Here is a 14,004-nt window from a genome sequence, read left to right as displayed (position 1 = left end):
TTTTAACCCCCTTTAACAGCCAAATAAAACAAATGTTTCAATAATGGTATAGCAATTGCGTTTCTAGAGTGTAAAACTGACCCGCATCAATTCGTGTCGTTGTATCGAATCCACTCTAATTAAGAGCAGTTGTAATAAAATGCCTTTAACTGAACGCTTAGATTTAGAAGAACTATTTAATGAACATCGCAATAGGCTAACTTGCTATATCCGAAGGAAAACACCGAATATGCAAGATGCTGAGGATATTGCTCAGAGCGCCTTTATGCAGGTACAACTGGCCGCCAAGCAATACGATATTGTGAACCCTACGTCGTACTTGTATCAAACGGCATCCAATATTTTTATCGATATGAAGCGCCGGCAAAAACTTCATGAGTCCTATATGTACTCTGCGATTGGTGCGACAGCAAATGAGAATAACACCACTGATTCTGCTTACTCGGCCCCTGGGCCTGATCGAGTTGTCTCAGCCCAACATGAACTAACTCGCATTCAATCGGTCATATCGCGTATGCCTGAGAAGCAGCGTCGTGCTTTTCTCTTACATCGCATAAAAGGCATGACATATAACGACATTGCTGCCACAATGAGCGTTTCCACGTCAAGCGTTGAAAAGTATATTTTTAACGCACTGAAACAATGTCGAAAAGAATTACTAGAAGACAATGAGGCGCTGTGATGCAGCGTCATTTAGATGCTACTATTAGTTAATGCACCATCATAAGATGCCCTCACTTGGCGAAATAAGCGCTTGGTATCCAATGTCTAATATTCTTATATGATTACTATGAAATCATCACCAAGCGATCGACTACTTGAAGAAGCGGCTCAATGGGTCAGCGTGCTGAATACGGGGTCACCAAAAGTGGCTGATAATCAAGCTTTTTTAAAGTGGATCAACGCTAGCACGAAGCATCAGCAGGCCTATCAAAAAATGAAAGAGGCTTGGCAACTGACAAGTCAACTCGACCAAATACCCGAGTTTATCCACGAAGTTGACCAACACTGCTCTCGGCATACCGTATCGCAAAGCTACACTCATCTGCTTGCACTCACCGCTTGTTTACTATTGATTGTGGGCGCCTTGAGCCTTAATTACCTGCCCGCCCCTTACGAGCCACAACTACAGTCGTTCAGTACTGCCGTGGGTGAAACCAAACGTATCACCCTTGAAGATGGCTCCACGCTCTCTTTGAATACCGACACCCAAATTGATATCCGCTTTACAGCCAAACAACGCTACCTGAAACTGGTCAAAGGTGAAGCTTTATTTAATGTTGCGAGCAACCCCAACAGACCTTTCATTGTGAACACCGGAGATGGCCGTGTACACGCTATTGGCACAGCCTTCAATATCAAAAAACAAGCTCATACCACCGCTGTTACAATTACTGAAGGTGTTGTACTCATAGAAACTAACGGTATTAATCACAGCATGCAAGTTACCGCTAATCATCACGTTACCCTTGAGCCGTATCATACTCCCGTGGTGAATGACGCCAATATCACCCACCAACTGGCGTGGCAAAACCAACAACTCATTTACTCTCAAGCCCCCCTTAAGCAAGTTATTGAAGACTTGAACCGATATTTAACAACGCCTGTCTCACTTACACCTGTATCCACCTTCGATAAAGAGATGATCAACGGATTAAAAGTAGACGGAACACTCAATGTCAATGATCCTGAAGAGGCGCTCGCTGCACTTCTTGCCAGCTTTAATTTAGAGTTAGTTCATCACGGGCGTGCACCACAAATTAGGCTGCAGTGAATGTTTGCCTTTTGTGGATTAACTCATTAATTCAGCGCCTAAACCGGCCGCCTTACTGTGATAACTCTCGGTTTTATACCCTCCTATTGCGCTAAGCGGCTCTCGCCCTTAAAACTATTCGTACTCTTTTTTGCAGGCATTTGCAGGTGCTGGGGTAACGATCTTGACACCGAGCACTTACTACAGATAAAGGCTGACCAGCTAGCAACAGCGCTTGTGGAACTCGGCAGTCAAACCAGTACTAATATTCTGATTGTTGACCGTATCACAGATAATATACAGATCACACAACTAAGCGGCCTCCACAGTACGCGAGCCGCGCTTGACACATTACTTAAAAATTCAGACTATCAATACAAGCAAGTCGGTCAACAATCCATTGCAATTATCCGCAATAAAACACCCGCTCAGGCGCGCGCGCCCCTTGAGTTAAACCGCAGCAGCACGATTGAAACCATCGAAGTCTTAGGCCACTGGATGACCGGTTCACACATTCGCAAAACACAAAATAACGCCATTGCGCCTATTGATATTATTACTGCCGAACAACTGGCACGATCAGGCACGCAATCACTGGCTGAACTCTTAAAATTTACCCCCTCCGTCTCAGGCAACTCAACCAGTACAGCCGTCTCCAATGGCGGTGACGGCACAACAAAAGTGGCCTTGCGCGGACTGCCAGCAAATAACACGCTAGTGCTTGTTAACGGCCATCGCGCCGTCTTTGATGGCTTAGCCGGCGACTCAGTTGACCTGAACACCATGGCCCCTATTGCCATCCAATCACTCGATATCTACAAGGATGGCGCTTCGGCTATTTACGGCTCAGATGCGATTGCAGGTGTTATCAATATTCATATGTTAGAGCGCTATAACGGCGTCAAACTCGAACATTACAATGGTATTACCAGTAAAGGGGATACCCATACTAAAAGTACTAACGGATTAATCGGTAAAACAAGCGATACGCACTCGGCTTTACTAGCCTTATCTTATTACCGACAAGACGGGTTATTTAGCCGAGATAGAGTACTCAGCGCCAGCGCTGATGGTCGCGCGCAAGGGGGGCAAGATAAGCGTACGAGCGCCTCACCTTATACAAGTCTCACACTGCCAGACGGACAAAACTTAATTTTAAATACTGCGCCACCGGCAGATTCAATAACACCCAATACTCACCCAGCGCGAAACTCAGTCAATGACTATCGCCCTACAACCACCGAAGACCTTTTTAACTTTCGTGAGCAGACATCTACAATATCTCCCTCGAGCCGTTTAAGTCTTTATGGTAATGCACAACATAGCCTGAATGATCACTTAACGGTACAAAGCTTTGCCCTTTTTAGCCAAACAAAAGCCGCTATTACACTCGCACCCACCCCTATTTACACAGCATTTTTACCCGAGCCGATTACCGTCAGCCAAAGCAATATTTATAACCCCTTCAACCTCGACATTACAGATTTACGGCGCCGTCTCATAGAGCTAGAACCGCGCACACAAATCAATAAAGCCAATAGTCTTTACACCAATATCGGCTTTCAATACCACGTCGGCCAACAAACCATCAAGACACATTTTTTTTGGAATACCACGCAAGCCCAAGAACATCGCAACAACTTAATAGACGCTCACCGACTAAGGCAAGCCCTTGGCCCTAGCAGCCAATGCTTGGGTCAAAACATCGACGGTTGCACGCCGATCAATCTCTTTACCTCGCCTCAAACCATACCTCAAGAGCAGCTGGCCTTTATTAAAACAGCAGAATCGGCAAAAGGTGAAAGTCATATTTACGGATTTAATGCGCAACTGAATAAGCGCTTAGATTGGCAAGCAAAAAGTATTGATTATGCCATCGGCATGAATGCCCGCAAAGAGCGCTCAGAATTCAGCCCCAACCACAACAACAGTCCATCGACTATTGGTTCGGTAGTTAAAGCACCGGTAAAAAGCACGCGCTCCATATTGGAAATGTTTTCAGAGCTCTATATTCCGCTACGTGATAAGCTCCCCAAAAACACGCTTTTTGATATTGAATTGGCCGCCCGCTACACATATTCAAGGACTACCACGAATAACTTATCACCTAAAATAGGTCTGCGCTTTTCACTGACACCCTCGGTATTAATGCGCGCAACTTACTCTCGAGGCTTTCGCACACCCAGTATTCGAGAACTCTATACCGAAGGCACGCTCGAATATAGCGCCTTAAATGATCCTTGCGCGCTCACACAAAACATCAATACCTACAGCGGCTGCATCACGCAAAGTGACTCAAGCCTCAATCAATTTCTGGTGCAATATAGCGGCTCAACCGATTTAAAGCCTGAGGTATCCAGCAATTACGTTTTAGGCCTGCATGCCACGCCTTTAGCTGTCCCTAATTTATCCTTTTCTATTGATGCCTACACTATCAACGTGGTGAATGTGATTCACTCTAGCCCACAAACTATCGTGGATGAAAATGCACGCATTGGCGCTTTCAAAGACTTTGTTAGGCGTGACAGTAACGGGAATATTACTCTCATTAATGCACCGCTAATCAATATTGGAGATCGCCAAGTAACTGGGGCAGATATTCATTTACACTATCGCCCAACGCGAAACACTACCCAATACACGTTAAACGCCTCCTATTTGCACAGCTACCGTAACCACCGCAATAATCACTCCATCAACAATGAGCTCGCTGGCACCTTTAGGGATATTGCTGGGTCTGGTGATGGCGCCCTACCCCGCTGGAAAATCAACGCCGGCTTTCACTTCCCTTTCAAAAACTTCATTGCCAACTATGCGATAAACTATATCGGCGCCATGTCAGAGCATTACCGTAATACCCAAGGTAATACCGATACACGTCGTATTTCTTCTTGGGTCACGTTTGATGCACAACTACGCTATGCGACATCAACGCACCCTTTTTCTATATCACTAGGTATAGAAAACCTACTAGATCGACAGCCCCCCTTTATTGCTTCAGCCTTTAATGACAACTACGACGCTAGAACCTATGATTTAAAAGGTCGGTATTTGTACTTTACTGTCGGCGCTGAGTTTTAAATGCATTAAACATCTACGCTATCGCCAATCACCCAGCACCTGCACACTTAAAAAACAAAAACCGATACATAGCCACACTAGGCTCAACTTTAAAAAGCAATTACTCTATAATACAAACCACTTACCCACTTCGATTCACGAGGTGAAGGTCCCCCTGATTTTACAAGGCTCCTACGATGGAATTATCTGCTGCAATATTAACGATTTTTTTTGTGATTGACCCTATCGGGAACATTCCTATTTTTCTCAGCGTGTTATCACATGTCGAAAAAAAGCAGCGTCAAAAAGTACTATTGCGCGAAATGATTATTGGCTTTTTGATTTTATTAAGCTTTTTAATTGCCGGTAAATATATACTCGAAGCCTTACATTTAAGTGTCGCCGCACTCCAACTTTCTGGTGCTGTCGTATTATTTTTAATTGCACTGAGCTTAGTATTTCCTGGCGATCGCTCACTATTTAAAGTAGATGGACAAGGCACACCTCTGATTGTCCCTCTGGCTGTACCGCTGATTGCAGGCCCATCAACCATTGCTGTCTTGATCTTGCTCGCTAGCAGCGAGCCTGCACGCATGCATATTTGGATACTTGCACTCACCATTGCATGGGGCGCATCGGTAGCCATTTTAATGGGGGCTCAACCCATTGCCTCGCTCATCGGCAAGCGAGGTATTAGCGCCCTTGAAAAACTTGTGGGTATGTTACTGATTATGGTTTCTGCGCAAATGTTTATCGATAGCGTCGGCCTTGCCTTAAAAACCTGGGGAATTACGCCATCTTAACCAGCAGCCCCCAACACGCATATTAATTATATTAACAATACTCTAGAGCGACTCCTTTATGGGCCGCTGAGCTAGGAAACGCTCTAGGTATTCATTTCATACCGATTCGTACCTTCAATATAGACACTTCATTGCTAGCCTAAACACTACACTCATTAGCGACCTACTAAAAAGATATAGACGAGCATAAAAAAACCGCACAACAACCATCGAGTGGCCTTTATGCGGTTTTAATTTATGTAATGACCAAAAATACTAAACTAATAACTCACAAGTGTCTTAAAGCGCAAGGGCCGTCTTATCCTGAGGGTTAGTCACTCGAGCTGCCACAGCTCTAGGTTCAATACTTTTATTGCGTGCGCGCTCAATCACCTCTTGAGCCATCAGTTCGGCCACTTCAAAAGTCGGTATTGCATCGGCATCAGAACGTACGAAAATCTCAAGTAATGTACTTGAAATACCCACCACACGACTATTTACCGCATCAGAACTCTCGCCTTTGCGACCCATACCCACTTCAATAATTCCTCCTGCATTGATCACAAAGTCAGGCGCATAGAGAATACCACGCTCAAATAAGCGACGTCCTTCTTCTGATGTCGCTAACTGGTTATTGGCAGCACCAGCAACAATGGCGACATCCAACTGCTCACATGTCGTCGAATTAACCGCGGCACCCATCGCACAAGGACAAAAAATATCAGCAGGCTTTGTCACAACATCACTCGCACTCACAGCAACAGCACCTAGCTCTTTCACTGCACGTGCTTGACGCTCAGGTACTGGATCATAGACATAGATATTCGCTCCGGCCTCAGCAAGATGCTTAGCAACGCGAAAACCCACATGACCAAGACCTTGAATATTGACATTCAAACCCTCTAGGCTTTCCTTGCCAAACTTGTGCATAACACTCGCCTGAATCCCCATCAGCACACCATAAGCGGTTGCAGGTGAAGGGTCGCCATCATTTTGCTCCCACAGACGGTTTTCTTGAACGGTGGTACCCACAATATGGTCGCTATACTCCTGCATCGCCTTCATATCCGCTACTGACGTACCCGAATCTTCTGCAGCAACATAGCGCCCCCCTAGCTGATTAATCGATTCGGCCATGGCTTTTAATAGTTCAGGGGTTTTATCTTTCATTGGGTCGCCAATAATCACTGACTTTCCGCCACCAATATCCAAGCCTGCTAACGCGCATTTATAGCTCATACCTTTTGACAAACGCAAAGCATCTTTAAGCGCATCATCAAAAGAAGTATAAGGCCACATACGGCACCCACCCATAGCATCACCTAATGCTGTGTCATGCAGCGCAATAATTGCCCGCAATCCGCTTTTACGGTCATGAAAAAAATGTACTTGCTCATGCTCGGGGGTTTCTTGGGATGTATACATACTTATTTTGACCTCATTCTATAAAATATGGGGGGGATTACGAAACTTCGAAACAGGCCATTACAGCTCATGACTGCAACGCCAAAGCACACAATCACCATGGCGATTAATATAACAGTATTAATAGTTTCACCAAGGAATAGTACGCTCAATAAAACAACCATCAATGGCGTTAACGAACTCAATGCTGTTGCAATTGAAGCCCCCAACGTCATCACGGCATAGGTAAAACAAAAGGCCGAGAGTGTGCCTACAAAAAAACCTTGGACAACCACAATCAATAAATAGCGACTCACATCGTGGGTCAATACGATCGAAGCTATATTTGTATCCGCAGCACCAAAGATATATAAAATAAACAATAATACACACGAAACAACACTAAATAAGCCAGAGGCTGCCAATGGAGGAATAGCACTTTCATTAACGGCCACGGTATAAATACTCCAACTCAGACCAGCCGCTAAATAAAGTAAATGCCCCACAAACATTGTCGGGCTATCAGAAGCGAGCATTTCAGGAATAATCAGAATTGCAATACCAACCATAATACCAGCCACGCCAATCAAGCGTGCAGCACTAGGGTATACGCCAGCACGCAACGCAGTTAAGACAGTCACAAACAAAGGCAAAGAGCCCGGAATTAAAATACCCGCATGCGAAGCAGGCGTGAACTTAAGGCCCCAAGTAGCTAAGAAGAGAAATGGCAACCCAGCTCCTAGACAGATACATATTAAGTGCCCAGGTTTAGTTAAAAATATTACACTACGATATTGATAGGCAAAGTAGCTCAAAAAAATACTCGCACAACCATAACGCATTGCCGCCAAATCAAATGATGTTAGATTTAACTCCACACCCATTTTTGCTGTGATAATCCAGCTACTCCAGATTAAAATCGTCAATCCAATGGCTGCAAAACCGGCAAAATTCACCCCCTGCGTGCCCGCTCCTGTACCAGAAACGGGTCGAATAAAAAAAGCCATCTAAAGACATCCCAAATCTACATAATAAGTGCGCTCATAATATCGCTTATATTACGAAAATGTCGTTGCGGGTTTATCTAAGATATTCGTCATTATTAGTAGAACACGCTACTATGCCCCTCTTAGTTAGCACACTATTTCAATGTGAGTACATTATGAATTTAGACAACACTGACATCAAAATTTTACAAGCCCTACAAAATAATGGGCGCCTCACTAATATCCAAGTCTCAGAGAGGGTAAATTTATCACCTTCGCCATGCCACCGCAGAGTGAAGAACCTTGAAGCTTCTGGCTTAATTATGAGTTATCGCGCTATTATTTCTCGCGAAAAAATAGGCTTACCTATTACAGTTTTTGTTGATGTCTCTCTCGAGAACAATAAAGAGGAGGGTAGTATATTTTTTGAGCGTGCCGTACACGACATTCCTAACATTATCTCTTGTCATCTAGTTTCTGGGGTTGCAGATTATCGCTTGGAAATTGTTGCTAAAGACCTTATGTCTTATGAAAAAACACTCAAAGAAATCCAAAGACTACCTGTAGTAAGCAGCATTAACAGTAATTTTTCAATACGCACGATTAAAAATGGCTCGCCCTTGCCCTTCGACAAAGACAGTGTTTTTGCCAATGACGTCAATAATTTTACATAACTCATATACACATCGCTAAACACTCAAGATGACTCGGCGTGATATAACCTATACCCAATGGCGGTTTATAGCGATAAGACGAGAGAACTTTACAGCGCAAAAATACACAAGGCCAATGCCGCATAGACGCGAGGGTATAGGTGTAATACACGGATGCATTGGTATGTAAGCGCAGCCAATTCAACGACCGTGTGTTAGCGGCCGTATACCTCAGTTCGATAAGTCGTCATCAGCGTAAAGCTCAGCAAGCCTATTAACTATAATAGGCTGCTAGATACATGACTTGGTGTCGCCGCGGACTTATTATCGACTCATACCATATTTACGCATTTTTTCGACTAGGGTTGTCCTGCGAATTGTCAAACGCTCTGCGGCTCTGGCCACTACACCACCCGAATCATCGAGTGCTTGCTTAATCAGGTTTTGCTCTAGGCCAGTAATATATTCTTTAAGATCAATCCCCCCCTCAGGCAGTAGTGCACGATCACTCATACTCACCACCGCCGGTGATGCCGCAATATGCTCCATCTCCATTTCAATATCATCCTCTACGTCAGAGTCTTGATGGCGGTATTTTTCGGGCAAATCTTGCACACCCACCACACCAAAAGGGTGCATAATGGCCATGCGCTCAACCAAATTAGCGAGCTCACGCACATTACCTGGCCAAGCATACTTACACAAGCTCAAAATAGCAGCAGAATTAAAGCGCACCGAACCACGTTGCTCACTTTCAAGGCGGGACACCAATTCATTAATCAGTAAAGGAACATCTTCTGCGCGCTCTTTGAGAGAAGGGGCAACAATAGGAAATACATTGAGACGATAGTATAAATCTTCACGAAAGCCACCCTCGGCAATCATGCCTTCTAAATGTCGATGTGTAGCCGCGATGATACGCACATTCGTGGTAAAAGTTTTATTCCCCCCCACTCTTTCAAATGTTTTTTCTTGTAATACCCGCAATATTTTAACTTGCATATGCAAAGGCATATCACCAATTTCATCTAAAAATAACGTGCCACCTTCAGCCATCTCAAAGCGACCCGCACGCGCACTGATGGCACCGGTAAAGGCCCCTTTTTCATGCCCAAATAACTCGCTCTCCAATAGCTCTGCTGGGATGGCTCCACAGTTGACGGGGACGAAAGGCCCGTCTCGGCGAGGCGAATGGTAGTGCAGGTTACGCGCCATCACTTCTTTACCCGTTCCCGATTCGCCTTCTATTAAAACAGTAACGTCAGTATCAGCAACTTGCGCCATCACCTGACGTGTTGCTTGAATTTCTTTGCTAGTCCCGACTAAGCTGCGGAACAAATGCACGGGACGCTGACTGGGCGCTTGTGAGGCATTTGCATAAGCTTGATTAAAACGCTGCGCACGATGCAATGCATTCACTAGTTGCGAATAAGTAAAAGGATAGGGTAATTGCGTCAGTACACGTCGCTTGATACTGTCATCGAGCAGCGCTAGTCGCTCTTCATAGTCAACGCCCATCGTCATTATTGCCGTTGCGCCAAAGCGGCTTTTTACCACAAGCCCTTCTTGCTCGATATGACAAGCCTCCGTCGCGCTGCGAGTACCTGTACCACCAAAAACAATGACCGAGATATCTTCCGCTTGCTGTGCAAGGTCTTGCTGCTGACTCTTCCACTGATTAAAATTCAACACCACGACCTGCTCGCCCATAAAATCAAAGATTAATTTTATTGCGTGCTGTACTTCAGTATTATCTTCAATGACAAGCACGTATTTTTCGCCCAGCATGACTCTCTCCACTTTTGGCTAACCAATAGCCAATACACATCACTGTGCTGTTGTTAATGTACGACACCCCACAGAAGATTTCACACGGTGTAAAGTCTCTCTGTAATAAAGTAATAGCCAACAAAATCAACGCAGTCAAATAACTGGCGACAAATAATTGAATGCGAAAAAAAACCCGATAGATCGAGCAAAACAATGCCAATAAAGTAACTAATTAACACCAATCACAAACAGCCACCGAGCGCGTAAAAACAGCATGTAACATGGGTGCCTACTACTGCGCTCGACCTGCGCTTTCAGTAAATGTAAGCATGCAAACAAAAGCACCTTAAACCCGAGTACTAAAACCTAAGCAGTAAAACCAATTCTAAGTACATGGATAGCTAAAAAACGCTTCGATTGCACCTTTCTCCCACATGGCATCTTGATAACCTAACTCCATAAGCTCGGTACAGTATTGCGATGAAAACAACAAATAACTGGCGACCGAAGCGCCACCACCACGGGCTGTTGCACCTATAGCACGCATAAAAAAGCGTAAGCTTTTAGGTAGATCACGCACGCGTCTACCCGCTATTTTGTCGATAGGCTTGGAAGGGGAAATCACTAGGGTTTCGACTGGGCGCAGGTTGTGGGTATGACTACAATATTCCTTATCTGCTAATCCAAGCAGCGTATTGGTCCGATTAAGGTGCTCTAAGTCACCCTCCAAGGTATCAATAAATGCACTATTGAACATTTGCCCAAAAACCTGCGCAATAGATGGCGGGTGCGCCAAAGCGCGCTTGGGCGCCTGCCAACGCTTTTTCATAGGATTATGGCTCACTCCAACAACACATATACGGCTCGCCCCTAAATGCAGCGCTGGACTAATCGGTGCCAATTGACGCATGGCACCATCACCAAAGTACTCTTTACTTAAAGCAACAGCGGGGAACACCGCAGGAATGGCCGATGACGCTAATAAATGCTCAATATTTAACACCGTCGGTGTTCCCACTCTACGTGCGCGCCGCCAACCTCTTAATGCCGGATTGCCCTGAAAAAAACTCACTGACTCGCCCGACGAATAGCCCAAAGCCGTTACACAAATTGCCTCAAGCTCACCATCATTTATACGTGTTTGGATATTATCAAATGGAATCACTTGCTTTAACAATGCACGTAAAGGGCTATTATCTAAAAGCCCTAAAGTCTTGCCTTCGCCCACCCCTTGATGCAATAGCGACCGAGCCACGCCTAGCAAACCTGCCGTTAAATCTCCCCAGCCTGTTTTATAGACATGATCAACCTCAAGATGGCACCAAGTATGCGCAAGTGCCGCCGCCGATGTATTAAAAGAACCTGTATGCGAGGCCATGGCGAGGGCATTAATAGCACCAGCTGAAGTTCCGCAGATAATCGGAAAAGGGTTTTGCAAGCACGGAATGATTTCGGACATGGCCAACAACACCCCAGCTTGATAAGCTGCTCGTGCGCCGCCGCCCGATAAAATCAATGCATTAGTAGACATAAAAATGGCCGTTTATTATTGCTCGTTATTACACCCTATCATGAGTATGGCCAGCAATTCAGCTTTTACCACTCGCACTCGGCAATCAGTCATTACGCTTACTACAAGTGCTCTAACGCCTCAGACAGATGCTTAACTGGCACAATATTTAGTCCTGCAATAGGATCTTTAGGTGCATTACCTATAGGGACAATAGCACGTTTAAAGCCGTGTTTTGCGGCCTCTCTTAACCGCTCTTGACCGTTGGGGACGGGTCTAATTTCACCCGCCAAACCCACCTCGCCAAATGCCACAAGGTCTTGCGGTAACGCGAAATCCCTAAAGCTCGATACCAAAGCCAAAATCAGAGCCAGATCCGCTGAAGTTTCTACGACTTTCACGCCGCCCACGACATTCACAAAAACATCTTGATCGCCAAGCATTAGGCCACCGTGACGATGAATGACCGCCAACAGCATACTCAGACGGTTTTGGTCTAATCCCACAGACACCCTTCGCGGATTACCCAAATGGCTCTCGGCAACCAGCGCTTGAATTTCCACTAACAGCGGCCGTGTCCCCTCCCAAACAACCATCACCGCTGAGCCAGAGGTTACCTGATCATTGCGCTGCAAAAAAATAGACGAAGGGTTAGAGACCTCCTTGAGGCCTTGCTCTGTCATCGCAAAGACACCCAGCTCATTGACCGCACCAAAACGGTTTTTATGGCCGCGCAATGTTCTAAAGCGGGAATCATGATCACCTTCAAACATGATAGAGCAATCAATCATATGCTCTAACACCTTAGGCCCGGCTAAACTTCCATCTTTAGTAACATGCCCCACTAAGACCAATACCACACCACTTTGCTTAGCGTAACGCGTTAAAAAAGCCGCACTTTCACGCACTTGCGACACACTGCCCGGTGCCGAAGCGATATCATCTAAATGCACCACTTGAATAGAATCCACCACAACCAGCTGGGGTTGAAGTGCATGTGCGGTATCAACAATCGACTCCACACGAGTTTCGGATAATAGATTCAGTTTATCGGTGGGCAAGCCTAATCGCTGAGCACGCATTGCCACTTGCTGTAAAGACTCTTCACCAGTCACATAAAGGGCGGTTTTCACGGCCGCCAAATGGCAGAGCGTCTGCAGTAAAATAGTCGATTTACCCGCGCCTGGATGGCCGCCAATCAAGACCACCGAACCGGGCACAAAACCACCACCTAAGACACGATCAAACTCCCCCATCCCAGCACTAAAGCGCGGTAAGTCTTGCAAGCTCACATCTTTTAATAATTTGACCTCACTGGCCTTTCCGCCCGCATAGCCAGTAAAGCTCGCCGCACCACCTGTGGTTTGAGCCGGTTTCCCCAGCCGTACTTCTTGTACTGTATTCCACTGCCCGCACTCGCTGCACTGTCCTTGCCACTTACGGTAGTCTGCGCCACAATCATTGCAGACAAACGCTGATTGCGCCTTTGCCATTATATTTCTACCTTATTGTTGGCCTTTTGGGCGTTTAATAATTTACGTCGTATATCCATCCAAATCACACCCAAATGATTATCGCCACGCTGATCACGCCCAATACCCCAGTAATGTTCATACGCTGAATTTTCGATAATCCATTGCTCACCCGTAGCCAATAATGCCTGTTCAACTTCAGTATTTTGAATTGTTTTACTGTACAGTGCACGAGTCATCAGCGTTTTACGGACAGCTTTAAAATCAGCTCGCCGACAACGCCACCATACATTGCCCAGCCGATACGCTTGCTGTGCTGATGTTGCCGCCTCTACGGTAGCAGCATAAGGTGCCGAGCCATACTTCGCACACTGGTAATAATGCTCAGCACTGGCCCAACGCTTATCTTCTAACTCAAAATCGTGCATAGACTGGGGGGATAAAAAGTGATCGCTATCAAAACGCGAAAACGACAACGCATTTTCATACTTGGCATTATGGGCAAACATGCTGACTCCTAATAATAAGCAAACGCCTTGCTAGGGATAGATAGGCGATGATAACAGAGGCCGCACGCAAAATTGACAGAAATACAAGACACGCAAAAAAAAGCC

The 14,004-nt window shown here is 45.5% G+C and carries 11 protein-coding genes; 5 read left to right on the top strand and 6 right to left on the bottom strand.

Translation table 11 applies throughout. From position 1 onward, the window contains the following. Window positions 1-139 precede the first annotated feature (139 nt). The 4 genes from AC438_RS03145 (at window position 140) to AC438_RS03130 (ending at window position 5,616) form a co-directional block, all read left to right on the top strand. Complete coding sequence (locus AC438_RS03145; protein ID WP_082353920.1) at window positions 140-682, top strand: RNA polymerase sigma factor; 543 nt, start codon at window positions 140-142, stop codon at window positions 680-682. 108 nt (window positions 683-790) lie between these two features. Continuing rightward, on the top strand, window positions 791-1,774 hold the full coding sequence (locus AC438_RS03140; protein ID WP_162230686.1) for a FecR family protein: 984 nt from the start codon (window positions 791-793) through the stop codon (window positions 1,772-1,774). Window positions 1,775-1,990: 216 nt separating this feature from the next. After that, entirely contained in the window at window positions 1,991-4,834 is a 2,844-nt protein-coding gene (locus tag AC438_RS03135; RefSeq protein WP_053979810.1) for a TonB-dependent receptor, read from the top strand. A 176-nt stretch (window positions 4,835-5,010) separates the two neighbouring features. Then, window positions 5,011-5,616 carry a MarC family protein gene (locus tag AC438_RS03130; RefSeq protein WP_053979809.1) on the top strand — a complete coding sequence of 202 codons (606 nt, stop codon included), beginning with the start codon at window positions 5,011-5,013 and terminating at the stop codon, window positions 5,614-5,616. Between the two features lie 279 nt (window positions 5,617-5,895). Here the strand turns inward: AC438_RS03130 and AC438_RS03125 are convergent, their stop codons facing one another. Together AC438_RS03125 and AC438_RS03120 are read right to left on the bottom strand one after the other, a co-directional pair. After that, window positions 5,896-7,020, bottom strand: a complete 1,125-nt coding sequence (locus AC438_RS03125; RefSeq protein ID WP_156316978.1) for a Glu/Leu/Phe/Val dehydrogenase dimerization domain-containing protein — start codon at window positions 7,018-7,020, stop codon at window positions 5,896-5,898. 2 nt (window positions 7,021-7,022) lie between these two features. Continuing rightward, entirely contained in the window at window positions 7,023-8,006 is a 984-nt protein-coding gene (locus AC438_RS03120; RefSeq protein WP_053979808.1) for a DMT family transporter, read from the bottom strand. Window positions 8,007-8,161: 155 nt separating this feature from the next. On the opposite strand from AC438_RS03120, the gene AC438_RS03115 reads away from it, so the two are divergent. Then, window positions 8,162-8,659, top strand: a complete 498-nt coding sequence (locus AC438_RS03115; protein WP_053979807.1) for an Lrp/AsnC family transcriptional regulator — start codon at window positions 8,162-8,164, stop codon at window positions 8,657-8,659. Window positions 8,660-8,962: 303 nt separating this feature from the next. Here AC438_RS03115 and AC438_RS03110 read toward each other — a convergent pair whose 3' ends face one another. The 4 genes from AC438_RS03110 to AC438_RS03095 all read right to left on the bottom strand — a co-directional run bounded on the left by AC438_RS03110 (window position 8,963) and on the right by AC438_RS03095 (window position 13,899). Continuing rightward, window positions 8,963-10,426 carry a sigma-54 dependent transcriptional regulator gene (locus AC438_RS03110; RefSeq protein ID WP_053979806.1) on the bottom strand — a complete coding sequence of 488 codons (1,464 nt, stop codon included), beginning with the start codon at window positions 10,424-10,426 and terminating at the stop codon, window positions 8,963-8,965. A gap of 367 nt (window positions 10,427-10,793) precedes the next feature. Then, entirely contained in the window at window positions 10,794-11,939 is a 1,146-nt protein-coding gene (locus AC438_RS03105) for a patatin-like phospholipase family protein (protein ID WP_053979805.1), read from the bottom strand. Window positions 11,940-12,040: 101 nt separating this feature from the next. Beyond that, complete coding sequence (radA, locus tag AC438_RS03100; protein WP_053979804.1) at window positions 12,041-13,411, bottom strand: DNA repair protein RadA; 1,371 nt, start codon at window positions 13,409-13,411, stop codon at window positions 12,041-12,043. Next, on the bottom strand, window positions 13,411-13,899 hold the full coding sequence (locus tag AC438_RS03095) for an NADAR family protein (protein ID WP_053979803.1): 489 nt from the start codon (window positions 13,897-13,899) through the stop codon (window positions 13,411-13,413). Before AC438_RS03095 ends, radA begins: the two co-directional genes overlap by 1 nt. Window positions 13,900-14,004 lie beyond the last annotated feature (105 nt).

The sequence above is a fragment of the Marinagarivorans algicola genome (genome assembly GCF_001292705.1).
GTDB lineage: Bacteria > Pseudomonadota > Gammaproteobacteria > Pseudomonadales > Cellvibrionaceae > Marinagarivorans > Marinagarivorans algicola.
Note: the sequence above shows the minus strand (reverse complement) of the source record. Positions and strands in the feature narration are given on the sequence as shown.